Source organism: Halomonas sp. JS92-SW72, from assembly GCF_003547075.1.
In the GTDB taxonomy this organism is placed as follows: domain Bacteria; phylum Pseudomonadota; class Gammaproteobacteria; order Pseudomonadales; family Halomonadaceae; genus Halomonas; species Halomonas alkalicola.
On the sequence record NZ_CP032147.1, the window covers coordinates 1,709,788 to 1,734,775 of the forward strand.

General features: G+C 68.5%; 24 protein-coding genes. 1 reads left to right on the plus strand and 23 read right to left on the minus strand.

What is annotated here, in order from left to right; translation table 11 throughout:
• Positions 1 to 62: 62 nt before the first annotated feature.
• From cheZ to D1793_RS08080, 19 genes are all read right to left on the minus strand, one after another.
• The gene (gene cheZ, locus D1793_RS07990; protein ID WP_119021689.1) at positions 63 to 734 is read right to left on the minus strand and encodes a protein phosphatase CheZ; all 672 of its coding nucleotides are present in this window, start codon (positions 732 to 734) and stop codon (positions 63 to 65) included.
• 37 nt (positions 735 to 771) lie between these two features.
• Positions 772 to 1,161, minus strand: a complete 390-nt coding sequence (cheY, locus tag D1793_RS07995; RefSeq protein WP_119021690.1) for a chemotaxis response regulator CheY — start codon at positions 1,159 to 1,161, stop codon at positions 772 to 774.
• A 94-nt stretch (positions 1,162 to 1,255) separates the two neighbouring features.
• Complete coding sequence (locus D1793_RS08000) at positions 1,256 to 2,956, minus strand: methyl-accepting chemotaxis protein (protein ID WP_119021691.1); 1,701 nt, start codon at positions 2,954 to 2,956, stop codon at positions 1,256 to 1,258.
• Between the two features lie 77 nt (positions 2,957 to 3,033).
• Complete coding sequence (locus D1793_RS08005; RefSeq protein WP_119021692.1) at positions 3,034 to 4,095, minus strand: chemotaxis response regulator protein-glutamate methylesterase; 1,062 nt, start codon at positions 4,093 to 4,095, stop codon at positions 3,034 to 3,036.
• A gap of 87 nt (positions 4,096 to 4,182) precedes the next feature.
• The gene (locus tag D1793_RS08010) at positions 4,183 to 5,088 is read right to left on the minus strand and encodes a CheR family methyltransferase (protein ID WP_119021693.1); all 906 of its coding nucleotides are present in this window, start codon (positions 5,086 to 5,088) and stop codon (positions 4,183 to 4,185) included.
• Entirely contained in the window at positions 5,085 to 7,247 is a 2,163-nt protein-coding gene (locus tag D1793_RS08015; RefSeq protein ID WP_119021694.1) for a methyl-accepting chemotaxis protein, read from the minus strand. The genes D1793_RS08010 and D1793_RS08015 overlap by 4 nt, the downstream gene beginning before the upstream one ends.
• Positions 7,248 to 7,330: 83 nt before the next feature.
• Positions 7,331 to 8,713 (minus strand): methyl-accepting chemotaxis protein, encoded by a 1,383-nt coding sequence (locus D1793_RS08020; RefSeq protein WP_346426395.1) that lies wholly within the window; start codon positions 8,711 to 8,713, stop codon positions 7,331 to 7,333.
• Between the two features lie 119 nt (positions 8,714 to 8,832).
• Positions 8,833 to 10,461, minus strand: coding sequence for a methyl-accepting chemotaxis protein (locus D1793_RS08025; protein WP_119021695.1), 1,629 nt, complete (start codon positions 10,459 to 10,461; stop codon positions 8,833 to 8,835).
• A 52-nt stretch (positions 10,462 to 10,513) separates the two neighbouring features.
• Positions 10,514 to 11,008, minus strand: a complete 495-nt coding sequence (gene cheW / locus D1793_RS08030) for a chemotaxis protein CheW (RefSeq protein WP_119021696.1) — start codon at positions 11,006 to 11,008, stop codon at positions 10,514 to 10,516.
• Positions 11,005 to 13,116: a chemotaxis protein CheA gene (gene cheA, locus D1793_RS08035; RefSeq protein WP_119021697.1), complete on the minus strand. Its 2,112-nt coding sequence runs from the start codon at positions 13,114 to 13,116 to the stop codon at positions 11,005 to 11,007. Before cheA ends, cheW begins: the two co-directional genes overlap by 4 nt.
• Before the next feature lie 18 nt (positions 13,117 to 13,134).
• Complete coding sequence (gene motB, locus D1793_RS08040) at positions 13,135 to 14,103, minus strand: flagellar motor protein MotB (RefSeq protein WP_119021698.1); 969 nt, start codon at positions 14,101 to 14,103, stop codon at positions 13,135 to 13,137.
• Positions 14,100 to 14,972: a flagellar motor stator protein MotA gene (gene motA / locus D1793_RS08045; protein WP_119021699.1), complete on the minus strand. Its 873-nt coding sequence runs from the start codon at positions 14,970 to 14,972 to the stop codon at positions 14,100 to 14,102. Before motA ends, motB begins: the two co-directional genes overlap by 4 nt.
• 195 nt (positions 14,973 to 15,167) lie before the next feature.
• Complete coding sequence (flhC, locus tag D1793_RS08050; RefSeq protein ID WP_119021700.1) at positions 15,168 to 15,731, minus strand: flagellar transcriptional regulator FlhC; 564 nt, start codon at positions 15,729 to 15,731, stop codon at positions 15,168 to 15,170.
• A 3-nt stretch (positions 15,732 to 15,734) separates the two neighbouring features.
• On the minus strand, positions 15,735 to 16,067 hold the full coding sequence (gene flhD / locus D1793_RS08055; RefSeq protein WP_119021701.1) for a flagellar transcriptional regulator FlhD: 333 nt from the start codon (positions 16,065 to 16,067) through the stop codon (positions 15,735 to 15,737).
• Positions 16,068 to 16,421: 354 nt separating this feature from the next.
• Positions 16,422 to 16,700: an EscU/YscU/HrcU family type III secretion system export apparatus switch protein gene (locus D1793_RS08060; RefSeq protein WP_119021702.1), complete on the minus strand. Its 279-nt coding sequence runs from the start codon at positions 16,698 to 16,700 to the stop codon at positions 16,422 to 16,424.
• A complete protein-coding gene (locus tag D1793_RS08065) occupies positions 16,693 to 17,838 on the minus strand; it encodes a flagellar hook-length control protein FliK (protein ID WP_119021703.1) in 1,146 nt (381 codons plus the stop codon). Before D1793_RS08065 ends, D1793_RS08060 begins: the two co-directional genes overlap by 8 nt.
• On the minus strand, positions 17,835 to 18,260 hold the full coding sequence (locus tag D1793_RS08070) for a flagellar protein FliT (protein ID WP_119021704.1): 426 nt from the start codon (positions 18,258 to 18,260) through the stop codon (positions 17,835 to 17,837). Before D1793_RS08070 ends, D1793_RS08065 begins: the two co-directional genes overlap by 4 nt.
• Positions 18,257 to 18,676 (minus strand): flagellar export chaperone FliS, encoded by a 420-nt coding sequence (fliS, locus tag D1793_RS08075; protein WP_119021705.1) that lies wholly within the window; start codon positions 18,674 to 18,676, stop codon positions 18,257 to 18,259. The genes D1793_RS08070 and fliS overlap by 4 nt, the downstream gene beginning before the upstream one ends.
• Positions 18,677 to 18,857: 181 nt before the next feature.
• Positions 18,858 to 20,540 carry an HD domain-containing phosphohydrolase gene (locus D1793_RS08080; RefSeq protein WP_119021706.1) on the minus strand — a complete coding sequence of 561 codons (1,683 nt, stop codon included), beginning with the start codon at positions 20,538 to 20,540 and terminating at the stop codon, positions 18,858 to 18,860.
• A 230-nt stretch (positions 20,541 to 20,770) separates the two neighbouring features.
• Here D1793_RS08080 and D1793_RS08085 point away from each other — a divergent pair, with 230 nt between their 5' ends.
• The gene (locus D1793_RS08085; protein WP_162899934.1) at positions 20,771 to 22,282 is read left to right on the plus strand and encodes a methyl-accepting chemotaxis protein; all 1,512 of its coding nucleotides are present in this window, start codon (positions 20,771 to 20,773) and stop codon (positions 22,280 to 22,282) included.
• A 60-nt stretch (positions 22,283 to 22,342) separates the two neighbouring features.
• Here the strand turns inward: D1793_RS08085 and D1793_RS08090 are convergent, their stop codons facing one another.
• The 4 genes from D1793_RS08090 to D1793_RS08105 form a co-directional block, all read right to left on the minus strand.
• Positions 22,343 to 23,464, minus strand: coding sequence for a GGDEF domain-containing protein (locus D1793_RS08090; RefSeq protein ID WP_240407797.1), 1,122 nt, complete (start codon positions 23,462 to 23,464; stop codon positions 22,343 to 22,345).
• Positions 23,461 to 23,946 carry a hypothetical protein gene (locus D1793_RS19835; protein ID WP_240407798.1) on the minus strand — a complete coding sequence of 162 codons (486 nt, stop codon included), beginning with the start codon at positions 23,944 to 23,946 and terminating at the stop codon, positions 23,461 to 23,463. Before D1793_RS19835 ends, D1793_RS08090 begins: the two co-directional genes overlap by 4 nt.
• A 55-nt stretch (positions 23,947 to 24,001) precedes the next feature.
• Positions 24,002 to 24,232, minus strand: a complete 231-nt coding sequence (locus tag D1793_RS08100; protein ID WP_119021708.1) for a DUF2835 family protein — start codon at positions 24,230 to 24,232, stop codon at positions 24,002 to 24,004.
• 103 nt (positions 24,233 to 24,335) lie between these two features.
• Positions 24,336 to 24,947 carry a cell division protein ZipA C-terminal FtsZ-binding domain-containing protein gene (locus D1793_RS08105; RefSeq protein WP_240407799.1) on the minus strand — a complete coding sequence of 204 codons (612 nt, stop codon included), beginning with the start codon at positions 24,945 to 24,947 and terminating at the stop codon, positions 24,336 to 24,338.
• Positions 24,948 to 24,988 lie beyond the last annotated feature (41 nt).

A 24,988-nucleotide genomic window follows, 5' to 3' on the forward strand; every position in this document is an offset into this window, starting at 1 on the left:
GAGCTATTCGTTCGCGACCATCGGCCCTCGGGGGCTTGCGTTCGGCGTTCGGCTCTCAGCCCTCAGAAGCCAAGCTGCTCCAGCAGGTCATCGACCTGGTCCTGGTTGCTGACCACATCATCGCCCACGGCATTGACCTGGGGGCCATTGAGCAGGCCGGTATCGCGCCGCGACTCGTCGGCACGGCGCTGCATGTCGTCGCGGCGCTCGCCCTCGGGCACGCTGTCGATCAACACCTGGACGAGCTGGCTCTCGATCTCGCGGATCACGTCCATCATCTTCTTGATCACCTGGCCGGTCAGGTCCTGGAAGTCCTGGGCCATCATGATCTCGAGCAGCTCCTTGTTGGTCGCGCCGGTCTGCTCGGGCACCTCGGCCAGGTAGGCGCGGGTGTCGGTGACCAGCTCGCGGGCCTCGTCCAGCCCCTTGGGCTCGGCGAACCACTCGGCCCAGCGACTATCCAGCGCCTCGGCCTTCTCGCCCAGGGCGTCCTGAATCGGCTGGGCGCGATCGATGGCGTTGAGCGCCCGCTCCGCCGCCTGTTCGGTCATGGTGGCCACATAGCTCAGGCGATCACGGGCGTCGGGGATCGCCTCGGCGGCCTTCTCGATCTCCTTGTCCAGGCCGAGCTCCCGCATGCTTTCGCGCAGCATGCGAGTGAGCTGGCCGATGCGCTGTACCAGATCATCGCCGCTGGCGGAGGCTGCCGCCTGGCTCGGGTCTTGGGTGCTCATGCTCTACTCTCCTCGCGTCGGCCGCAGGGCCTGGTGATCACATGCCCAGCTTCTCGAAGATCTTGTTGAGCTTCTCTTCGAGGGTCGCCGCGGTGAAGGGCTTGACCACGTAGCCGCTGGCACCGGCCTGGGCGGCCGCGATGATGTTCTCCTTCTTGGCCTCGGCGGTCACCATCAGTACCGGCAGCTCCTTGAGCGCGGCATCGGCGCGGATCTGCTTGAGCATCTCCAGCCCGTCCAGGTTGGGCATGTTCCAGTCCGAAACCACGAACTGGAAGCCGCCGGCACGCAGCTTGTTGAGCGCATCCTGGCCGTCCTCGGCCTCCTCCACGTTGGTGAAGCCGAGCTCCTTGAGCAGGCTGCGCACGATCCGGCGCATGGTGGGAAAGTCGTCCACCACCAGGATGCTCATGTTCTTGTCTGCCATTGCACTACCTCGATTCGCGATGTTCTCGTTGAAGGTATGGCCCGGCGAGATGGCCGGCCGGGCCGAGCCTGCCGCCCGGCGGGCGGCAGCCGAATCAGAACTCCTGCCACTCTTCCTCGGCGGATTCGGCTCGCTGCGCGCTGCGCCGGCGGCTCGGTGCCGGCACACCCGCCGGTGTCTCAGGCGCGGGCAGGGTGAGTGCCTCCGGGGCCGGTTCGCTCGCTATCCGCGCGGCCTCGCCGGCCAGGCGGAAGCGCGCCACGGCCTGCTCGAGGCGCTCCGCCTGCTCCTCCAGGGAGGAGGCGGCCGCCGAGGCCTGCTGCACCAGGGCGGCGTTCTGCTGGGTCACCTGGTCCATCTGGCCGACCGCCTGACTCACCTGCTCGATGCCGTCGCTCTGCTCCTGGGAGGCCGCCGAGATCTCATCCATGATATCGGTGACCCGGCGGACCGCCTGGACCACCTCGTCCATGGTGTCCCCGGCGTTCTCGGCCAGGCTCGAACCCGCCTGCACCTGAGCCACCGAGCTCTCGATGAGCGTCTTGATCTCCTTGGCCGCCTCGGCACTGCGGCTGGCCAGGTTGCGCACCTCGCCGGCCACCACCGCGAAGCCGCGGCCCTGCTCCCCCGCCCGTGCCGCCTCCACCGAGGCGTTGAGCGCCAGGATATTGGTCTGGAAGGCGATGGAATCGATGACACCGGTGATATCGGCGATCTTGCGTGAACTGTCCGAGATCCCGTGCATGGTCTTCACCACGCGATCGACCACCTCGCCGCCGCGCTCGGCGGTGGTGGAAGCCTCAAGGGCCAGACCGCTGGCCTGACGGGCGTTGTCGGCGTTCTGCTTCACCGTGGCGGTCAACTGCTCCATGCTGGCCGCGGTCTCCTCCAGCGAGGCCGCCTGCTGCTCGGTGCGCGAGGAGAGATCCGTGTTACCGGAGGCGATCTCCCGGGTGCCGAGGTGGATCGAGCCGCTGCCCTGGCGCACTTCACCCACTACCCGTGCCAGCCCCTGCTGCATCTCGCGCATGGCGGCGAACAGTCGGCCCACCTCGTTGCGCCCCTTCACCTCGATGGTGGCCGAGAGGTCCGCCTGGGCGATGCGCTCGAGATGATGCACGGCCGCGCCCAGCGGGCGAATGACAACCGAGCGCAGGCCCGCATAGATCGCCGCCACCAGCAGGCCGATCAGCACCAGCAGGCCCAAACCGACCCACTCGAACTGCCGGGCCTGGTCACGAAAATCCGCCACCATCCCGTCGGCACGGGCAAAGCCGTAGGCCACGAAATCGGTCATGGCAACGCCGAGCGCCTCGGCCGGCGCCTCGAGCTCCTCGCGCAGGCGATTGAAGGTGGTGGTGTCGAGCTGGTCGAGTGCGGTGTGCTGCTGTCGCAGCAGGTCGAGCACCGCCGTGAACTGTTCCTCGACCCGCGCTGCCAAGGGGGCACCCTCGTTCGTCTTGGGGGTCGCCACGAACGCCTGGAACCGTTGTTCGGCGCGACCGAGGCGATCCAGGGCGCTCTCGAGGTGGCCGTTGGCCTCCCCCATCCGGCCGATCATGATCAGGTTGGAGGCAATCTCGAGGTGGTTGCGTCCCACGTTCAGCAGCGCATCGCCGCGGTTGATCTCGTTGAGCTGCTCGGCACTGATCCGATTGAGCAGCTGCAGGGTGGCGCCGGCATTGCGCTCGGCCATCACCCCCATGCCGGCGATCACCCCGATGAAGGCCACGAAGCAGGCCAGCACGGCCACCATGGCCGCATGGATGCTGATATTACGAATGAAACGAACCATCTCGATGCTTCCTTCTGTGGACGTCATGATTGTCGAGGGTCATGCATCTTGCGGGTGTCGCTGTCGTGGTGATGGAGCTAGACGCGCTGGGCCCGGCCGGAAGAGGCCACCAGCGCCAGTAGGCGCGGGGCGATCTCCTCGAGGGGGAGCACCTCCGAGGCACCACCCAGGGCGATCGCCTCCCGCGGCATGCCGAAGACCACGCAGCTCGCCTCATCCTGGGCGATGGTGGGCGCGCCGGCCTGGCGCATCTCGACGAGGCCCGCCGCCCCGTCCTTGCCCATGCCGGTAAGCAGCACCCCGACCGCATTGCGGCCGGCCTGCTCCGCCGCCGAGCGAAACAGCACGTCGACCGAGGGGCGATGGCGGTTCACGGGAGGCCCCTGATCGAGCCTGGCCACATAGTTGGCCCCGCTGCGTGCCAGCTTGAGGTGGGCGTCTCCCGGGGCGATATAGGCGTGTCCGGGCAGCACCCGCTCGCCGTCCTCGGCCTCCTTGACGCTGATCTGGCAGAGCCGGTCTAAGCGCTCGGCGAAGGAGCGAGTGAAGCCGCCGGGCATGTGCTGGGCAATCATGATGGCCGGGCTGTTGGCGGGCAGCGGCTCCAGCACGCGGCGGATCGCCTCGGTGCCCCCGGTGGAGGCGCCGATGATCAAGAGCTTCTCGCTCGACATCAGCGGCGCCGTCAGGCGCTGGGGCGGTGCCTCGTTGCGCGCCGCGGCGCGCCGCGGCCGCGAGCGTGCCGCGGCGCGGATCTTCTCGGCGATCTCCTCGGCGTACTCGAGCATGCCGCTGCGGATGCCGAGCGACGGCTTGGCGACGAAATCCAGCGCGCCAAGCTCGAGCGCCCGAAGGGTGACCTCGGAGCCGGACTGGGTCAGCGACGAGACCATCAGCACCGGCATCGGCCGCAGGCGCATCAGCCGCTCCAGGAAGTCGATGCCATCCATTCGCGGCATCTCGACGTCGAGGGTCAGCACGTCGGGGTTGTGGCGCTTGATCAGATCCCTGGCCACCAACGGGTCCGGCGCCACCGCCACCACCTCCATGTCGGGCTGGCTGTTGATGATCTCGCTGAGCAGGTCGCGGATCAGCGCTGAGTCGTCAACGCAAAGCACCTTGATCGTGGCGGCACTCAAGAGGGCTCTCCTGTAGCAGGTGGCTCGCCGCCCGGGTCAGGCAGCAAGAGGTCCTTGAATGGGGTATCGGCCGGTGGCCGGCGGACTTTAGCGGTCAGGCGTCGGCCTGCCGCCCGCGGCGGCCGGGGCCAGGGTGTAGACGGTCTGGCCGCGCAGCCGCAGGGTGCGGGTAATGTAGGAGAAGTTCTCGGAGTGGCCGGCAAACAGCAGGCCGTCCGGCTTCAGCAGCGGCGCGAAGCGCTCCAGTATCCTGGCCTGGGTCGCCTTGTCGAAGTAGATCATCACGTTACGACAGAAGATCGCATCGAAGGGGCCGCTGACCGGCCAGCTCGGCGCCAGCAGGTTGAGCGGCGAGAACTCGACCATGGCGCGCAGCTCCGGCCTGACCCGCGCCAGGCCCGCCTGCCGGCCGGTGCCCCGCTGGAAGAAGCGGCGCATGCGCTCGGCCTCCAGCTTGTGCACCTGCTCCAGGGGGTAGATCGCCGCCTCGGCCCGGGCCAGCGCCTCGGTGTCGATGTCCGTCGCCACCACCCTGGCGTCGCCCGCGCGGCTGCCCAGCGCCTCGCTCAGGGTCATGGCGATGGAGTAGGGCTCCTCGCCGGTGGAGGCCGCGGCACTCCACACCCGGATCGGCCCGGGGCGAGCACGGACATGCTCGGCGAGCAGCGGGAAGTGGTGCGACTCGCGGAAGAAGGCGGTGAGGTTGGTGGTCAGGGCATTGGTGAAGGCCTCCCACTCTCGGGCATCCGGCTGGCGCTCCAGGCGCGCCAGATAGTCGCTGAAGCGCGTCAGGCCATGATGACGCAGCCGCTTGGCGAGGCGGCTGTAGACCATCTCGCGCTTGTGCTCGGCCAGCACGATCCCCGCCCGCTGGTAGATCAGCTGACGGATACGCGCGAAGTCCTCGGCGGTGAGCACCAGGTCACGCTCGAGGGGGCTTCCACTGCCCCAGTTGCCGGCGGAGAACGATGCCGGCTCCCTTGACTCGCTCAAAATGCTTCCCACTCCTCGATATCGGACGGGCGATTGTTGCCAACGGCGGGCGGCAGTGCCTTCTGCTGTGCGGGTGCGCGCTCACTCGGTGCCGCCAGCCCGCGCCGCTCGGCCAGGCTCGGGGCGCGCTCCTTGCCGGCGCCGCGCGCGCGGAAGGCGGTCACGGCGATGACCAGCTGCTCGGCCTGATGCTCCAGATCCAGGGCCGCCCGGGCCATGGTCTGCACCCGCTCGGCATTCTGCTGGGTGACGTGGTCCATCTCGGCCACCGCCTGGTTGATCTGGCCGATGCCGCCGCTCTGCTCCTGGGAGGCGGCCGAGATCTCGCCCATGATGTCGTTGACGCGGGTAGTCGCGGCTACCACCCCCTCGATGGCGCCCTCGGCGCGCTGCACCACCGCGGCACCGGCCTGGATCTCCTTGCCGGCCCCGTCGATCAGGGTCCGGATCTCCTTCGCGGCAGCGGCGGAACGCCCGGCCAGGTTGCGCACCTCATTGGCCACGACCGCAAAGCCACGCCCCTGCTCGCCGGCGCGAGCGGCCTCCACCGAGGCGTTGAGGGCCAGGATATTGGTCTGGAAGGCGATGGAGTCGATCACATCGATGATCTCGGCCATCTTGCGGGAGCTCTCGGTGATGCGCCCCATGGTCTCCACCACCTGGTGCATCAGCTCGCCGGTCTCACGGACCCGCTCGGCATTCTCGGTCGCCAGGCCGCTGGCCTGGCGGGCGTTGTCGGTGTTCTGCTGCACCGTGGCGGTCATCTCCTCCATGCTGGAGGCGGTCTGCTGCAGCGACGCCGCCTGCTGCTCGGTGCGGGTGGAGAGGTCGTCGTTGCCCACGGCGATATCCCGTGCGGCCGGCGTCACCACCTGAATACCCGCATGCACGTCGCCCACGATGCTGCCGAGGCTCTTGCGCATCACGTCCAGGGCGCCCAGCAGGCGGCCCACCTCATCGCGGCCGCGCTGAGGCACACTGGCCGCCAGGTTGCCCGAGGCGATCTGCAGGGTGAAGCCGATGGCCCGATCCAGCGGGCGCGTCACGGCGCGCAGGGTCATCATGCCCAGCGCCAGCAGCAGCAGCAGGGCCGCGCCGAGCACGCCGCCCTGGGCGAGCAGCATGGTGCGCTGGCCGGCCTCGGCGGCGGCCGCCATCGTCGCCGCACCGCGGCGTTCGCGCTCGATCAGCTGGTTGACGCTGGCGGTCAGCGCCACCGCTTGCTCCTGGAGCGGGGTGACCTGATTGTTCAGCGCCATCATGGCGTCGAAGGCCTCGCCGGTCAGGGCGTTGGCCAGGGGCAGCAGCCCCTCCTGCAGGTAGGCGTTCAGGTCGGCGCCGAAGTCTCGGGTCTCGGGGGCCTGGTTGATCTCGCGGGCCATGAAATCGGTCCAGATTCCCTCGACGCGCGCAACGGTCGCCTCGATCTGCTCGGCCAGCTCGTGGCGCTGGCCAAGCAGCGCCATGCGCTCCTGGCTGGCCATGCGCTGCGGCGGCTCGTTGACCAGCTGCCCGACCTGCTGCAGGCGCACCACGTCCTCGAGTCCGTCCCGGTTGAGCTCGGCGAGCCTCTCCCCCGAAGCCTGCAGGCCATAGAGCCCGAGCCCGCCGCTGACCAGCAGCATCAATGACGCCACGGCGACCATCAGGCTGATGCGGGCGCGCACGGTGCTGAGGTTCAGGCGCCGCAGCGCGCCGAGTACGCCGCGCCGGCGCAGCCGCCCCCTGTGCAGATAGAGGTGGCGCCCCTTGCCTTCACGAATCCTGGCGTAGGCGAGCTCCGCCCGGTCGATCTGCTCGCGGTCGGCCTTCACCCGCATCGAGGCGTAGCCCATCACCTCGCCATCCTCGATGACCGGGGTCACGCTGGCATCCACCCAGTAGTGGTCGCCGTTCTTGCGCCGGTTCTTGACCAGGCCGCGCCAGCTCTCCCCCGCCGCCAGGGTCTCCCACAGGTTGGCGAAGGCCTCGGGCGGCATGTCGGGGTGGCGCACCAGGTTGTGGGGCGAGCCGATCAGCTCCTCGTGGCGATATCCACTGACCTCGGTGAAGGCCGGGTTGGCGTAGGTGATGCGCCCCTTGAGGTCGGTCCGCGAGATCAGGAAGTGCTCGTCCTTCAGCTCGTACTCTTTTCCGGTTACTGGCTGGTTGTCGCGCATGCGGTGTTCTCCGAGGCGGTTAGCGGTGTGCAGCTACCGCTCTTCTGGTTATCGGTACAGATGGTTGGGCGGTGCGATCAGGGTCAGAAGGATTCCCACTCCTGATCGCTGCCGGCGCGTCCGCGCGCCTTCGTCTGGGGGTCGCGCCCGGCCGGGGACGGCATCAGCGCCGGCATCCAGCGGGCCAGGGCGGGATCATGGCTGGCGCCGCCTGCGTATTCCGCCCCGTCGGCAGCGTCCGCGACGGGGGCGGCCATTCCGGCGACCTTCCCGTCCAGCCGAAAGCCGGCCACGGCCTGGCTCAGGCGCTCCGCCTGGGTCTCCACCTGGTGCGCGACGGCGGCCGCCTGCTGCACCAGGGCGGCGTTCTGCTGGGTGACCTCATCCATCTGCGCCACCGCCAGGTTGACCTGATCGATGCCGCTGCTCTGCTCGGCAGAGGCCGCGGCGATCTCGTCCATGATGTCGCTGACCTTCTGAACCGCCGCCACGATGTCGCCCATGGTGCTGCCGGCGCGGTCGGCGCGCTCGCTGCCGGCCTCCACCCTGGCCACCGAGATCTCGATCAATTCACGAATCTGGCGAGAGGCATCGGCGGATCGCTGGGCCAGGTTGCGCACCTCGCCGGCCACCACCGCAAAGCCGCGCCCCTGCTCGCCGGCCCGGGCGGCCTCCACCGAGGCGTTCAGCGCCAGGATGTTGGTCTGGAAGGCGATGGAGTCGATCACCTTGATGATGTCGCTGACCCGGTGGGAGCTCTCGCGGATCTCGTGCATGGTGGCGACCACCTCGTCGACCACCCGCCCACCGTCGCCGGCGGTGCGCGAGGCATCCTCGGCCAGCTGGCTGGCGTGGCGCGCATTGTCGGCGTTCTGCTTCACCGTCGAGGCGAGCTGCTCCATGCTGGCGGCGGTCTCCTGCAGGGCGGCCGCCTGCTCCTCGGTGCGCGCCGACAGGTCCTGGTTGCCGCTGGCGATGTGTCGGGAGCCCTCGTGGATCGCCTCGCTGCCATGGCGCACGGTCCCCACCGTTCTGCCCAGGCTGGTCTGCAGCGCCTCCAGGGCGCCGTAGAGACGCCCGATCTCGTTGTTGCCCAGGTGCTCGATGGGCGCCGAGAGATCCCCCTTGGCCATGGTGTCGAAATGCGTCACCACCCGCGACAGCGGTCGCAGCACGTTGACCGTGACGCCCCAGACCACCGCCAGGGTGGTCAACACTGCGACGGCCAGCACGCCGAGGATGGCCAGGCGCAGGGTGTCGGAAAGCGCGGCGAAGGTCTGCAGGTGATGGGCACCGGCGTCGCCGGCCTGGGCCGCCAGGTCGGTCATGGCCGCGCTGGATACCGCCAGCAGGTAGAGCCCCAGGCCGCTGAGCACCAGGATCAGGGCGAAGAAGGTGCCCAGCACCAGGAACCAGCTCAGGCGCACCGTCATGTTGTCGAAGATTCGCTTTATCACTCGCTTCACACTGCCACCTTCTCTCTGCTGCGGCCGGGGCACGACGGCCCCGTGCGGTTCCGGGAGGGACGGCAGCTGTCGGCCGGCTCTCCGCCCCTGGCGCCCGGGGGCGTCGGGATGTCGTCGTCTCAGCTCTCGGCCAGCGCCAGCGGGCGAGGGCGAGCGGGCGCCTCCACCAGCGGCGCGGGCTCTTCCAACACCGCTCGGTGGCGCTCGGCACCGGTGCGGAAGCGCAGCACGTGCTCGCGCAGGCGGTGGCTCTGGGTCGCCAGGCGCTGGGAGGCCAGGGTGTGCTCCTCGACCAGGCCCGAGTTCTGCTGGGTCATGCGATCCATCTGGGAGACCGCCTCGTTGACCTGCTCGATGCCGAAGCTCTGCTCCCGGGAGGCCGCGGAGATGTCGCCGACCAGGGTGCTGAGCTCTGCGATCTCGCGGGCAATACCGGCGATGATGCTTCCGGCCTCCTCCACCCGCCGGCTGCCCTCTGCCACCTGGGTACCGGAGGTCTCGATGAGCCCCTTGATCTCCCGGGCGGCCTCGGCGCTGCGGCTGGCGAGCTTGCGCACCTCCTCGGCCACCACGGCGAATCCGCGGCCGTGCTCGCCGGCGCGGGCCGCCTCCACGGAGGCATTCAGCGCCAGGATATTGGTCTGGAAGGCGATGGCATCGATGGTGTCGACGATGGTGATCATCTGGCTGGCGCTCTCGTTGATCGCCGCCATGGAGGCCTCCACGCTGCTCATCGCCGCCCGGCCCCGCTCGGCGCTGCTGGCCGAGCTGCCGGCGAGCTCGCGAGCCTGGTCGCTGTGCTCGGCGTTCTGCCGCACCGTGGCGGTGAGCTGCTCCATGCTCGAGGCGGTCTCGGCCAGGGAGGCCGCCTGCTGCTCGGTGCGGGTGGCCAGTTCGTCGTTGCCGGCACTGAGCTCGTCCACCGCCTGCCCCAGCTCGTCGGCGCTGCGATGGATGTCACCGATGGTGGCCGCCAGGTTGGCCCGCATCCGATCGATGTCGTGCAGCAGGCTCTCACCCTCGGCGCGGGTGAGCCGGACGTCGCGGGTCAGGTCGCCGTCGGCGATATGGCGCACCACCTCGGCCGCATAGCGGGGATCGCCGCCCAGGCGCCGGGAGATATCACGGATCACCAGGCCCATCAGCAGTGTCAGCGGCAGGCCCACCGCCAGCAGCGACAGCAGATTGCCGATCAGGGAGCCCAGGAAGGCCGCGTCGATGTCGTCGATATAGACCCCGGTGCCGATCACCCAGCCCCAGGGGGCGTAGTAGCCGTGGAAGGAGGACTTCTCTGCCAGGCCGCCCTGCTCTTCGTGGGCCCACAGATAGTCGACGAAGCCGTCGTCCTGGTGCACCGACTCCACGAACTCGCGGAACAGGTAGCGCCCCTCCTCGTTCTGGAAGTCGCCGACGAAGGTCCCCACCGGCAGGCGCGGATGCGCCAGCAGTTCATAGTCCTCGTTGAAGACATAGACATAGCCGCGACCCTGGTCGTAGGTCATGTCGCGCACCATGGCGGCCGCCAGGGCCCTGGCCTCGGCCTCATCGAGCTCGCCGGCGGCGAGGCGCTCGGCCTGGCCGGCCACGGCGTTCATGGCCATGTCGACATAGTCGCCCAGGGCCCCCTTGCGCTCGGCCAGCATGGTCTGGCGGGTCTCCCAGGCTCCCCAGCCGGCCAGCAGCAGCATGGCCAGCCAGATCACCCCCAGCAGTGCCCAGAGCTTTCTTGTCGTCGACAGTCCCTGCATGTTGCCCTCGATCGTGCTTGTTATGGGTGTTCTCGGCGCGCCGGCCCGGGTCTCAGTCGGCGGCCTTCTCCACCAGCGCCATCTCCTCGCTGGTCAGCAGCTTGTCGATGTCCACCAGCACCAGCATGCGGTCATCCAGGCTGCCCAGGCCGCTCAGGAAATCGGAGGAGAGGGTGACCCCGAACTCCGGCGCCGGCTTGATCTGCTCCGGGGTGAGGGTCATGACATCGGAGACGCCATCCACCACGATGCCGACGACACGGTCGGCGACATTGACCACGATCACCACGGTCTGGCCGCCGTACTCCACCCGCTCGAGGTGGAACTTGATGCGCAGGTCGACGATCGGCACGATCACGCCGCGCAGGTTGGTCACCCCCTTGATGAACTCCGGCGCATTGGCGATGCGGGTCACGTTCTCGTAGCCGCGGATCTCCTGCACCTTGAGGATATCGACGGCGTACTCCTCCTCCCCCAGGGAGAACACCAGAAATTCCTGATTGCTGGCCTCGGCGGACAGGGCCGCCTGATGGGTCGCGCTGTTCATTGGACGTCAACCTCCTTGAGAGAAAGCGGAGTAGCGGAGAGCGTGGCGCGGCTGGCATGTCGCGCCTGCTTCCTGGACCGGCTGAGCTGATGCAGGCCGGCAATGTCGAGAATCAGCGCCACGCTGCCGTCACCGAGGATGGTGGCGGCCGAGACGCCTGGCACCTTGCGATAGTTGGTCTCGAGGTTCTTCACCACCACCTGCTGCTGGCCGATCAGGTCATCCACCAGCAGCGCATAGCGGCGCCCCTCGCCCTGCACGATCACGGCAATAGTCTCGGTGAGCTCGGTGCGGGCGCCGGCCACGTCGAAGGCCTCGTGCACCGCCACCACCGGCAGGTACTCGTCGCGGACCTTGAGCACCACGTCGTCGCCGGCCATGGCGTAGAGATCCTCGCGAGCCGGCTGCAGGGACTCCAGCACCGCGGTGAGCGGCAGGATGAAGACCTCCTCTCCGACCCGGATCGACATGCCGTCGAGGATCGCCAGGGTCAGCGGCAGCAGGATGCGAATGGTGGTGCCTTCGCCCGCCCGGGACATGATCTGCACATGCCCCCCCATGCCCTGGATGTTGCGCTTGACCACGTCCATGCCCACGCCGCGGCCGGAGACGTCGGTCACCTCCTTGGCGGTGGAGAAGCCGGGGGCGAAGATCAGCTGCCACACCTCGTCGTCGGGCATGGTGTCGGAAACGGCCAGACCGCTCTCCCGCGCCTTGGCCAGCAGCCGGTCGCGATTGAGGCCGGCGCCATCGTCGATCACCTCGATGATGATGTTGCCGCCCTGATGGCGGGCCGAGAGCGTCAGCCTGCCGCTGCGCGGCTTGCCCGCCGCCTCGCGCACCTCGGGGGGCTCGATGCCGTGGTCGAGGCTGTTGCGCACCAGGTGGGTCAGGGGATCGATGATCCGTTCGGTAAGGCTCTTGTCGAGCTCGGTGGACTCCCCCTCGGTGATCAGCTCGATCTCCTTGCCGAGCTTGGCGGAGGTCTCGCGCACTACGCGGGGGAAGCGGCTGAAGACGAAGTCCATGGGAATCATGCGGATCGACATCACCGCTTCCTGAAGGTCCCGGGCGTTGCGCTGCAAGAGGCTCATGCCATTGAGCAGCGCGCCATTGCCGACCCCGTCGAGCTGGCTCACGGTCTGGTCGAGCATGGACTGGGTGATGATCAGCTCGCCCACCAGATTGATGATCTGGTCGACCTTCTCCACCGAGACGCGGATCGACGACGTCTCGCTGGCCTTGGGCTTCGGCTTGGCCTTGGCGGCTGCCTCGGCCACGGCCTGCTGCTGGGGGGGAGCGGGCGCCGGCGAGGGAGAGGGTGCCGGTGGCTCGGCCGGGGCCGGCGCGACGGCATCACCGGCCGGTACTTCGGCGACCGCCTCCTCGGCCGAAGCGACGGCCGGCGTGACCTCGATCTCGTCGGGCTCGATGATGAAGCACATCACCGCCTCGATGTCGTCCGGGCTCGCCGTGGTCGCCAGCAGCACCTCGTAGCGCGCCTGACCGCCGCCCTGGGCCTTCACCTCACCCAGCTGGCCGAGCTCCTCGATGAGCAGCGCACGGTTCTCGTCGCTCACCCCCAGCAGGGCCACCACCAGACAGCCGCTTGAATCGGCGCTTGAATCGGGGACACCCCCCCATGCCGGCGCCTCCGCTTCGGCCGCGGGCTCCACGGCGGGTGCCGGGCTGGCGGGCGCACCGCCCGCCAGGCCCTGGTCGATCTCCTCTCGCGCCAGCTGCTGCAGAATGGCGCAGATGCGCTCGAAAGCGGCCTGGTCGGGGTCTTCACCGTTGCGGTAGGCGCCGAGCTGGTCGTTGAGCATGTCCTTGGTTTCCAGGAAGGTATCGACGATGTCCCGGCGCAGGCGCAGCTCGCCCTTGCGGGTGTGGTCGAGGAGGTTCTCGAACAGATGGGTCGTCTTCTGCAGCACCTCGAAGCCGAAGGTCCCCGCGCCGCCCTTGATGGAGTGGGCCGCCCGGAAGATGGCGTTGAGCTGCTCGGCGTCCGGCGCTTCCACGTCGAGCTCCAGCAGGTGGCGCTCCATGTCCGCCAGCAGCTCTTCGGCCTCCTCGAAGAAGGTGTCATAGAAATCGGTGATATCCATCGCGTGTCCTTCTCCTCGTTATGGCGTCGCGCCGGGGCCGGCCTCACCGCCCAGGGCCTGACGCAGGCTCTGCTGGAAGGCCTCCACCGGCGCCAGGTCGACCTCGCCGCCCAGGCGGGCGGCCGGTGACGGCATCCCGGGTCCGTTGATCAGGGAGGGAGAGCGAATCTGTTCGCTCACATCCGGGAACAGCAGCAGCAGCTCGATGCGCCGATTGGCGGGGTCCTGCGGCTCGAGGTCCGGCAGCGGCACCCGGTCGGCGAAGCCCGAGACGCGCAGCAGCTTGCCGGAGTCGAAGCCCCCGGCCACCAGCTCACGGCGCGAGGCGTTGGCGCGATCGTTGGAGAGCTCCCAGTTGCTGTAGCCGCGATAGCCCCCGGCGAACGGCGTGCTGTCCGTATGGCCGCCGATGCTCAGGTCGTTGTCCAGCTCGTTGAGCAGCGGCGCCATGGTGCGCAGCAGGTTGCGCATGTAGGGGGCGACCCGGTCGCTGCCCACGTCGAACATCGGGCGCTGGTCGGTATCCAGCAGCTGGATGCGCAGCCCCTCGCGGGTCATGTCGAAGCGCATCTGGCTGCGCAGATGGCGCAGCTCGGGATCCTCCTGGAGCGCCGACTCGATGCGCCGCTGCAGGTCGGTGAAGAAGTTGCGCTGCACATCGCTGGGGCGGGTCTGGGCCCGCATGTCGAGGCGCGCCCGCTCGCCCTCCGAGTGGACCGGGTCGGGCCCGCCGCCCGGAATCACGTTGCTGGTCTGGGCCGAGCCGCTGCCGCCGGTGATGGCGGTGACCAGCGGGGTGCGGAAATACTCGGCGACGCCCTCGCGCTGCTCCGGGCTTGCCACCGACAGGATCCACATCACCAGGAACAGCGCCATCAGCGCCGTCATGAAGTCGGCCAGGGCGATCTTCCAGCTGCCGCCATGGTGGCGGTACACCACCTTCTTGCGGCGGATGACGATCGGGCGGCGCGCCTCTCCCGTGCTCATGCCCCGGCGGACTCCGACTTGGCGCTACGCACGTGATCCTCCAGCTCCCGGAAGCTCGGCCGCTCGGCGGTATGCAGCGCCTTGCGGCCGAACTCCACGGCCATCTGGGGGGCGTAGCCGTGGAGACTGGCCAGCAGCGTCACCCGCATGCACTGCAGCACCTTCTCCGCCTCCTTGGCCTGGCGCTCGATGCGGCTCGCCACCGGGTTGATGAAGCCGTAGCCCAGCAGGATGCCGAGGAAGGTGCCCACCAGGGCGTGGGCGATCATCTGCCCCATCTCGTCGGGGCCGGCATCGGCGTAGGTGAGCGCCTTTACCACGCCCAGCACCGCCGCCACGATGCCGAAGGCCGGCATGGCATCCCCCACCTTGGCGATGGCATCCGCCGGAATATGCACCTCGGCCTCGAAGGCCTCGATCTCATGGAGCATCAGCTCATCGAGCTCCATGGGCTCCATGCTGCCGCTCACCATGATGCGCAGGTAGTCGGTGAGGAAGTTCATCACCATGGGGTCGGAAAGCAGCCGCGGGTAGTCGTTGAAGAGCGCGCTCTCCTGGGGAGCGTCGATATCGCGCTCGATGCCCAGCATGCCCTCGCGGCGAATCTTGGCGAGGATCTTGTACTGCAGCCCCATCAGCTCCATGTAGAAGGCCTTGTCATAGCGGTTGGCGCGCTTGAGCTTGGAGAAGACCCGGAAGGTCGCCTTGATCGCCTTGCCGTTGTTGGCGGCGATGAAGGCCCCCACCCCCGCGCCGCCGATCATCAGCAGCTCGAGGGGCTGAAAGATGGGCCCGAGGCTGCCGCCGGCCAGCACGAAGCCGCCGAACACGCAGACAATGACAACGATATATCCAAGAGGTATCAGCACTGCCCACTTCCTTCGCTCAGCCCGTCGTACGCCCCGGCTCGGCCCTGCCACCAGCGGCGAAGCAACCGAGACGTCATACTCGCCTTATCGGCCACCCTGCGCGGGACTTGAGCGATACCCAGAAAAAACCGCGCAGCTCGGTGTGAGCGCGCGGTCGAGCGTAGGGAGGGGGGGGGCCAGGCGGGCGCCGGCGCCTCAGGAGACGCGACGAACCTGTTTCGATGCCTCGGCGCTGGCGGCCTGGCGCTTGCGGGTCTTGCCCGCCCGTGAGGGCGGCTGGCAGATGCCGCACACATAGTCATGGGTGGGGCTGTGGGCATGGGCCACGAAGTGGCCGGAGCAGCGCGTGCACTCGGAGAGCTGCAGCAGGTCGCTCTCGAAGAAGCGCAGCAGCGTCCAGGCCCGGGTCAGGCCCAGCACCGTCTCCGCGCCATCGAGCTTCACCTGCTCCTGATAGAGCCGGAAGGCCGTGACGAAGGCCTCCATCCGCTCGCAGCCCTGATCTTCCCGCAGCCGCAGGTAGATGTTGTAGAACAGCGAGGAGTGAATGTTGGGCAGCCAGGTGATGAACCAGTCGGCGGAGAACGGCAGCATCCCCTTGGGGGGCGACATGCCGCGCACCTCCTTGTAGAGGCGAATCAGCTTGGCACGGCTGATCTCGGTCTCGGTCTCCAGCACCTGCAGGCGAGCGCCGAGCTCGATCAGCTCGATGGCCAGCTGCACCTGCTGCATCTCATCGACAAGACTCTTCTGGGACATGGCTCAGGCCCCCTCGCCAGCGGCCAGCGACAGCCGCGTACGCGAGGCCATCAGCAGGGAGGCGTGGAAGCGGTCCTGCCCCTGGTCGCGGGGGTTGCCGACGATCTGGCGAAGCTGGTCCGCGCTGCCGTGGCCGAAATGGCAGAGCAGCTGATTGGTTCGCGCCAGCCGCGCCAGCTGCCGGGAGCTCAGCGCCAGCAGCAGGTCCGCCATCTCATCGTCGATCTTGAGACGGAACATGGCCGAGACACGGTCGGCAAGCAGCATCCGCTGCGCCAGCAGCAGGTAGGCGAGATTGATCTCCTCGATCTCGTCCAGCAGGTCGGTATGTTGCATGGTTCCCTACGCCAAGTTGTTGCCGCGCCAGGGGATTGCCGCGGCTTTTCTTCTTGTCACCCACCTCTCGCACTCAAGATGCTTCTCGAGGACCGGCAGGCTTGACGGTTTGGAGTGCCCGGCTGAGCGGGCAAGGCTCCTCTTCAGTTCAACGTTGATTCTGGGGAAATACGGCGGGGATGCAATAGGTCAGCAAATTACTAAATAGCGATGGAAAATTGACGCAGATCAATACAGAAAAAAAGGTGATGAAAATCATCCTTCTGGAATGGCAAATCTCATACTGTGTCAGTTCAACAACAAGGTTTACTTTGGCATTTTACTTTAAATCGACAATTTTTTACAAATATTAACTTATGTTCTGGCTTCCTCAGCCAGCTCTCCGACCCATGTCAGCAGCTCGGCGATCACCTGGTAGAGCGCAGGGGGAATCCGCTCATCCAGGTCGAGCCCCATCAGCAGCCCGACCAGCTCCGGCGCGTCATGCACGTGAATGCCCTGCCGTCGCGCCTCCGCCATGATCCGCTCGGCGAGCTCGCCATAGCCCTTGGCGATCACCCGCGGCGCGTCATCGCCCTCCCGGTAGGCCAGGGCCACGGCCCGGCGTCGTGGCAGTCCCTCGCGCTCAACCATGCGGCACCTCCTCGAGCAGCCGCACCCTCACCTCCGCAAGCCCCAGCGCCGACAGCCTGCCTTCGAGCCGGTCGAGTCCTCGCGCCAGCGTCTGGCGAACGTCCGGTTCAGGGGCCGAGAGGCCAAGGTCGAGGCGGGTGCCCGTCAGCCACAGCGATACCTGCACCTCGCCGAAGCCCGCCACCTGCAGCGTCATCGCGCTGCGCCACGCCTCCTGCTCCTCGCGCTCCCGGTCTCCCTTTTCCTCGGAGGGCGCCTCCCGCTCGGCCACGGGTACCTGCAGCACCAGCGCCATGAAGAGCCCCGTCCAGACGTCGCCCTCCCAGCGCAGCACCGGCGTCACCAGCATCTCCAGCTGCTGGCGCACGATCCCCTGCAGGCTCTCCTGCACCGGCTCACGAACGGCCGGCAGGGGGGCGTCGCGCCCGGAGGCGACCTGGCGTTCCGGCGGCTCCGGGCTGCGGGCCGGGGTCAGCGGCGACATCAGGTCACGACGCAGCGATGGCGCCGCCGGCTCGAAGGTCTGGAGGCGCAGGCTTGGCGGCTCTGCCCTCGCCGCCTGGCCCTGCGGGGAGACGCCGGCACGCCCCGGAGCGGGCGCCGCCGGCACGAAGCCCGGCGGACGCAGCAGGTTCTGGGGCTCGCGCAGCAGCTGCTCCCGGGGCATCTCGCCCCGATACCAGCGGTTGAGGTGCGATTCATAGAAGAGCCCGCTGTCGCGCACGCTGAGCTGCAGCCGCTCGGCCGTGAGCGCCGGGGTCGCCGGCTCCGAGGTCGCCACCAGCGGAGCCGCTGGCCGGAGCGCCGATGGCGGCGCCGGGAAGCGCAGCAGCACATCGGCAATGGAGCGCGCCGCGGGGGTGAAGTGGGTCTGGGTAGAGGACGGTGGCGATGGCTCGCCACCTGGCCGCGCGGCGGGAGGGGGGGCCGCCCCTTCGCGACCGGGGCGCTGAGGTTCCACGACCAGCGCAGAGCGCGACCTGGCATCCAGGCGCGAATCGCTGTGCAGGGCGCGGGGGGCCTCGGAGGGAGAGATCGGCCGCACCGGCTCGTTGAGGTCACGCGGTGGCGCGGTGTCGATCCGCTTGCCCAGCACCTGGTGCAGAACGGTATCGATCAGCGAGTTGATGCCGCTCACGGCTCCGGCGGACCGAACCGGTGTGCCGCGTCAATGGGCATGCCCCCCTGCAGAGGGCCATAGGCGCGTGACAGGGCCTGCTGCCGCCGAGAACTGCCGATCAGGCGACCGAGCTCCTCGCGCCGCTCGACGAGCCGCCGGCGAATCTCCAGGTCCTGCTCGAGGATCTGTTCGAGCAGCGCCGCCTTGCGGGAGGCTGCCCCATCATCCAGCGGCTGCTGCGCATCCATGCGCTTGATGCGCTCGACCCTGACCAGGTAGTCGGCCTCCTGCTCGATCAGCGCCTCCCAGTCGCCGGCCTCGGCCGAGAGCAGTATGCGCCGCGAGGCGTGCATCAGCGACTCGTAGGCCGCCAGCAGCAGCGCCTGGCGATCGACAGGCGCTCTAGCATCGCCGGCATCGCCCCGCAGGTGAGCACTCATTCGCGCCCCGCCTGGCCGCCGATGTCGCGCCAGGCGGAGGCCACGTTCTCGAGCAGGGACTCGGCCTGGGTCAGGCTCTGCGCGTCGTTGTGCAAGTTGGCGGCCAGCAGCAGGCGGGCGATGTAGTCGTAGAGCGACCCCAGCCGCTCGGCCACCTCACCGCCCTTCTCGGTGTCCAGGGCGGCCGCCAGGCCGTTGTTGACGATGTCCAGCGCCTTGGAGATGGACTGCCCCTTCTCCGCGGTATTGCCGGCTTCCATATGAATGCGCGCCGCACGCATCGCCGCCAGGGCCCCGTCGAAGAGCATCAGGATCAGCTGATGGGGGCTTGCCGACATCACGCCGCTCTCCACGCCGACCCGGGCATAGGCGCTGGCACCTCGGCCGTAGGCGGCGGCTCCACGTATGGCACTCATCGTTTTCTCCTCTGATCCGCATGCGATGGCCGATCTTGCACCGCATCATGACACTCAGTGTGACACCCTTGGCACCCGCCGAGGCCATGAATAGCCCGCGATCAGGTGGATATATTCCTCTATCGGCCCGGGGTAAGGAGACTTTAGCGTGCGCCGGCGGAGAGGGCGAAGCGAGGTGGCGTCAGCAGGAGACCGCCAGCACCTCGGCGACCTCGCCCAGCCGCTCGAGACGCTCGCCACGCAGCACCTCGCCCAGCGCCTCTCCGGGCGCTTCGGCCCGCTCGGTCAGCTGGATCTGAGCCAGGCGCCCCATGCCATCCAGGCGCTGCACCCAGCCCAGCTCGCCCCCGGGGAAGCGCACCAGGGTACCGATCGGCATGACACCGAAGTGCTTGAGGTAGCGCTTCACCCAGCGGGCATCGAACTGGCCGGGGTGGCTGAGCAGGTGGCGATAGATATCGCTGATCGCCCAGGCCGGCCGGTCGGGGCGGTCACGCCGCATGGCCTCCACCACATCCACCACGCTGGCCAGCCGCGTCAGCTCGCCGAGCTGCTCCCCGGAGAGCCCTTCCGGGTAGCCGCTGCCATCCAGGCGCTCGTTGATTCGCATCACCACCGCCTGCACCACCCCCGAAGCGAGCCAGTGGCAGGCCCCCAGGCGCTCACGTATCACCTCGACGTGGGCGGCGAGCGCCTCGCGTTGGGGCGCGCCCCAGTCCCTTGCCTCCAGAAGCTCGGCCGGGAGCAGCGCCTTGCCGAGGTCGTGCACCATGGCGCAGGCGACCAGCGCCTTGCGCACATCGCGCGGCAGCGGCCCGGTAGAGGCGAGATCGAGCAGGTGCACGGCCACCCCCAGGCCGTGGCGCACCAGCAGCGGCTCGTTGTAGAGGCAGCAGGTGGCAAACAGCAGCGCCTCGCGATCTTCGGCATGCAGCCCCAGCAGGCGGTCGGCAAAGCTCGAGAGCTGGACGGAATCGAGGCGGCCGCCCTGCTTGATCTCGAGCAGCTGGGCATCCAGGTAGCCGGCGATGCGTGCCAGCCGCCTGGCCATGGGGGTGGCATAGGGGGAGACGTTGCGCCGGCTCACCGGGGCAGGGGCGGTCAGATCGGTCTGGAACAGCAGCGACGGCAGCAGCGAGCTCTCGCTGCCCTCCCCCTGGCGGGTAGACTCCCGCTCGATCTCGCGCACGAAGTGCCAGAGCTGACGCTCCTGGTCACCGCTCGGCGCCACGAACTGCATGCCGACGCGCAGCGCCTGGCGCTCGGGGTCCGCCTGGCGGTGGCGGGGCTTGGCAGGAATCACAAAGCGCGTGCCGTTGAGGAAGCAGAGCTCGATCTCCACCAGGTCGGCATCGGCCAGGAAACCGGCCCCCGACAGCGGCAGCTCCAGCTGACACCCCTCCAGGGAGAGATCCTTCAGATCCCCCTGCAGCGATGTCTCGCTGTCGTCGCCACGCACGATGGCCCCCACCTCCATGCCGAGGCGCAGGCGGGCGCGGAAGGAGGCGCGCCGCTGCAGCACCTCGAGGCTGGTGGGGTAAGGGCAGCGGCACAGCAGGCGGCCCCCCTGCTCCTGGCACTCGCTCATCGCCAATGGCGGCGTGCGCAGCATCTGGTCACGGCTCTGCCCCAGCAGGCGGAACGCCGTGCCGCGCTTGAGCTCCGGGGCAACCTCACGAATGGCACTGATATCGAGCCACAGGTGCTCGCCCGGCACCTGCTCCACCACCAGCACCGGAAACGGGTGACTCGCCTCGGCATCGAGTTGCAGCGAGGCCCCCCCCGGCTGGCTGAGCCGTAACAGCATCTCTTCCATCTCGGCGGGCATCGTCACCCGCACGTAGCCGTCGTCTGCTCCCGTCATCCCTGTCCCTGCCTGCTCTCGTCACACCATGGCCCGTGCCCGATGGCTCCCTCGGTGCTATCGGCCATCAGGCCGGAAACTTGAGCCTGCCGCAAACAACGGCGACGAATACTTGTACAGGAGTTATATTCATCGACAGGCCGGCTAAAGGTTTCCCGATATCGGCCGATAGCAGGAAGGAGGCCAGCCATGACGCCCAGGCCTCCCCCTCTCACAGAAGGATGCTCCGGATGCCCCGCACCGACGCCACTGCCAACGCCTACCCCGAGACCGCCGAGGCCTCTCGGCACGCTTCGGAGCACTACCGGCGCATCGACCGCCTGATGTGGATGCCCGCCCTGCTGCTGCTGGTGCTGTGCCTGACGCTGGGCTTCACCAACGGCACATGGCCGCTGGCCCTGGGGGTCGCGGTAGTCATACTCCCTCCCATTGCCCTGCTGCAGTGGCGGCTGCCGGGACACCCGGCCAACGGTTTCGCCAAGGCCTTCCTCTACATGGCGCTCGCCGCTCTGCTGATCGAGCAGAGCGGCGGCCTGATCGAGGCCCACTTCAGCATCTTCATCATGCTCTCCGCCCTTATCCTCTACAGCGACTGGCGGGTGATTGCCGTCGGCGCCGGGGTCATCGCGCTCCACCATGCGCTCTTCACCTGGCTGCAGGCCCTTGGCCTGGCAAGCCTCTATGCGGGGCTCGGCGAGCATGAGGAGCATGCCGGCGCGGCCCTGCTGGTCTGTCTGCTCCAGCACGGGGGCGCGGTGGTGGCCCAGGCGCTGATCCTGGGCTACCTCTCTCTCGTCCTGCGCGGCCAGCTCCAGGATGGCCTGCGCGTCGCCGCCTTTGCCGCCCGCGCCGGCCAGGGTCGCCTGGACGATGTCTTCACCCGGCGCGACCTCGGCCGGCCGACGCTTGCCGCCATCGAGACCATGCAGCAGCGGGTCGCGAGCACCCTCCATCAGGTGCGGGCGACGGCCAGCGAGGTCGGCGACCTGGGCGATGCCCTGGCCAGCAGCCAGGCCGAACTCGGCGAGCAGGCCGAGCGCAATGCCGGCCAGGTGGCCCGGGTCTCGGCCAGCGCCACTCAGCTCAGCGCCACCACGCGCGAGAGCGCCAGCGAAGCCGCCCGGGTACGCGAGCTCGCCGAAGCGGCCGCGCGCCATGCCCGGCATGGCCAGCAGGAAGTGGAAGCGCTGGGCAGCGCCATGACCCGGCTGGAGGGCGACGCCGCCGGCATCGCCTCCCTGCTCGGCGACATCGACCAGATCACCTTCCAGACCAACCTGCTGGCGCTCAACGCCTCGGTGGAAGCGGCCCGGGCCGGCGATCAGGGGCGCGGCTTCGCGGTGGTCGCCGGCGAGGTCCGCCAGCTCTCCCAGCACACCAGCGAGATCGCCGAGAGCATTCGCCGGCGCATCCACGAGACCGGCGAGAGCGTCCAGGCGGGGGCGCAGCGCACCCGCACCGCCAGCGACGCCATGGCCGAGGTGCTCGGCGCCTTCGACCAGGTGGCGGCACGGCTGGTGGAGATCGACGGCGCCAGCCGCGAGCAGCATCTGGGGATCGAGGAGCTGGAGGGCAGCGTGCTGGAGATGCAGGCCGCCCTGCAGGCCTCGCGCCAGGCCCTCCATGCCTCCCAGGCCAATGCCGAACGGCTGGCGCAAACGGCCAGCAGCCTGCTGGCCGCGGTGGGCACCTTCCGGCTGGCCAGGCCGACATCGGCCGCACGGCTGGCACAGACCGGCTGATAATCGACCGGCCGACGCTCGGCCGGTTCGCAGGGCGCCGCTGAACGGGAGTGCCTCTCCTCAGGCGGGAGAGGAGACGTCGCTGCCGAGCCGCCAGCCATCGCGGCCGTTTGCCTTGACGTGATAGAGAGCCTGGTCGGCCGCGGCATAGGCGCCCGAGAAGCCGTCACGGCTGGCAGTGAAGTGGACCGCCCCCAGGCTGAGCGTCACCCAGTCACCGGCTGGGTGGCCCGGATGGGGCAGCGCCGCCCGGTGAACCGCGTCGATCAGGTCCTGGCAGGCGCGCTCCAGGATGGCCTCGCCCTCACCGGGCAGCAGGGCGGCGAACTCGTCGCCGCCCATGCGATAGAGCCTGGCCCGCCGGCCCAGGGCCGCGTCGATCAGCTCCACCAGCTCGCGCAGCAGGCGGTCTCCATCCGGGTGGCCGAGGGTGTCGTTGTACTGCTTGAAGTAGTCGATATCGATCAGGACAAGCCCCAGGGCGCGGCCCTGGTCGGCCATCACGTCATCGTGCAGGGCGCTGCGGTTGCCGATACCGGTGAGCGGGTCACGCAGCGCCTGGGCCATCCAGCGCAGGCTATCGCGGCTGGCCCGCTCGGCCTGGCGACGCCGGCGCTCATGCATCCACCAGAAGACCAGCCCCAGCAGGTAGATCAGCAGGCTGCCCACCAGCACCTGGGTCTGGTGGCGACGGGTCTGCTCCACGAACTCGTTGGTCACCTTGCCGCGGCGGTCGAGCTGATCCATCTCGATCTCGGTCAGGCAGCGGATCGGCCCCAGCAGGTGCTCGCTCAAAGACGACGGCGGCAGGGCCTCACCGCGCGTCAGTCGGCGCTGCAGCTCGTCCAGCCGCGCCAGGCTCGGCAGCGTGCAGGCATACTCGTTTCGATAGAGGCCGATATCGAAGAGGCTGTAGCCCAGGTCGACCTGGAAGCCGGCTCGTTCGCGGGCGGCGGCGCTGTCGCCCTCCTCCAGCAGCAGGCCGAGGCTCTCCTCCAGGTAGCGGCGGGAGCGCGTGGCGAGCTGCTGACCGGTGAGGTTGCCGGACTGGCTGAAGTAGGCGTTGATGTCGGGGTGCACCCAGCGCGTCTCGTAGGTGATCAGCAGCATCAGGGCGGTGAAGCTCATCACGCTGAGCCACAGCCACCCCAGATGGCGACGCCAGCGCAGAGGCCGACTCATGGCAGCGCTTCGACCTCGCGAATCATCCAGATCCAGTCGTTGAAGTTGCGCAGGTTGCCGGGATCGCGGCTGCCGTAGTCGCGCTCCACCAGACGCAACGGACCGCGCTGGCGAAGGGTGAGCGGCTCACCGTCGTGATGGGTCACCAGGATCCAGTTCGGATCGTCCCAGCCTCCCAGGGTGACGTCGTAGTCATCCCAGGCGGTGAAGCGCAGCTGCGCCGGCACCTCGCCGAACGCTTCCTTGAGCAGGTCGCGAAACACCAGGCCGGTGATCTCCACCTCGTCCGCCAGGTAAGGGTCGTAGAACGAGAAGCGCAGGTCGGCACGCTGACGCAGCTCCTCCACGGAGAGGCGGCTCTCCTGCTGGCCCTGCTTGAGGATGACGAACTCCGGCGACGCCGAGGCGGCCGTTCCGGCAAGACACAGCAGCGCGACCGATAACACGACAAGCAAGCGACGCAGCAAGGTTCCAGGCACCATGGGTGAGCTCCTGACACGGATGTTGTAAGGCTATTGTTACCGGCATGTTATCACGTCAGCGGAGATCCGCCTGCCGCGTGATCTCCAGCAGCTTGCCCTGATCCGAGACCCTCAGGCGATAGATGCCATGCACGCCTTCCCGGGTCACCACTCGGCGCAGCGCCACGGCCGGAAAGGCCACCCGTCGCCCGTCGGTGCTCCAGGCGCGAACCTGCTCGGCACGCGCCTCGTAGTAGGCCCGGCACGCCGCTGGCGAGAGCGACAGCACCACATCCAGCGTCATCATCCTCCCCGGCCCTCTTCGGCATCATCCCGCGAGCATACCGGCTCGTGGCCATCTCGGAAACGAGGGCATCGAGCGGGCCCTGGGGTATAAGGCCTGGCGCGGGTCAGCCCAGAATGCGCTCGTAGGTCTGCTCGGTGGCCGGCTGACGGTCGGCATCGAGCACCTCGCCGCCGAGTGCCTCGAGCTCCCTGGCAAGCTCGATAAAGACGTGCATCTGCTGGTTGCGGCTGCGCCGCAGCGGCGGCTTCACCAGCAGGCTCAGGCCGCGAAGCTCAAAGCCATCGCCACCCTCCTCTCCAAGGAGATCCGGCAGGGTGCCGGGCGGGAAGGCATTGGCGACCTTGATCGGGTTGGCGGGCTGCTGGCCGGGCACGCTGTAGACCTCGAGCACGCTGTCGTAGCGCGCCTCGATCCGGCGCAGCCATGTGACGATGGCCTGTCGGGTCTCGCTATCTGGCGTGGGGAAGATCACGAAGAGTGAGTGCGCGGTCACCGCCTGGCCACTCGCCGGTGTGCGAGGGAGAGCATCGGCATCGGCTTCGGCGGGCTTATCGGCCTGTTCAGGCTGGGGTGTCGCCTCGTTCACGGCCGGCGATACGCGCGCGCGATGCCTGGCAAACAGGAAGTAGGCCAGCGCCATGGCCAGCAGGCTGCTGATCAGCGCAAAGGCAGAAAGCAGCAGGGCCGGCGTGGATTCGAAGACCAGTTCGTGCAACGCAAGCTCTCCGCATCAGGGTCAGAAGACACGCTATCATA